Below are 307 nucleotides of genomic sequence, written 5' to 3'. Positions count from 1 at the left end.
CGGAAACCGCTTGAAGTTTGGCAATGACCAATCAGACAGCGCGGCTTCGGGGGCCTTTGCTGATCTTAATGATGGCCGTTACGTCGCGGGGTTCCGACCTAACCATCTGAAGCTTGAAAAGCACACGCAAGGCGCTCTGTAATTCACGGGTAAGCTGAACGTAACCTAGATAACGGGGTCAGAAACATTCATCCACCTCGACCACCACGGCGAAAACTTGGTTGGTTTGGTTCATGGCGTGAAGATATTGGAAATTGGCGCTTCGTTGAAGGTCTATCTGGATCAAAGCCATGTTTACATCTTTGCA

General features: G+C 49.8%; 1 pseudogene. It reads left to right on the top strand.

From position 1 onward, the window contains the following. Positions 1-307, top strand: a pseudogene (locus tag AB9F29_RS21980) (ABC transporter ATP-binding protein); the annotation flags it as partial.

Origin of the sequence: Falsihalocynthiibacter sp. S25ZX9 (assembly GCF_041205405.1) — a bacterium.
In the GTDB taxonomy this organism is placed as follows: domain Bacteria; phylum Pseudomonadota; class Alphaproteobacteria; order Rhodobacterales; family Rhodobacteraceae; genus Falsihalocynthiibacter; species Falsihalocynthiibacter arcticus.
The sequence above is the reverse complement of the archived record's forward strand: the minus strand, read 5'-3'. Positions and strand labels throughout refer to the sequence as shown.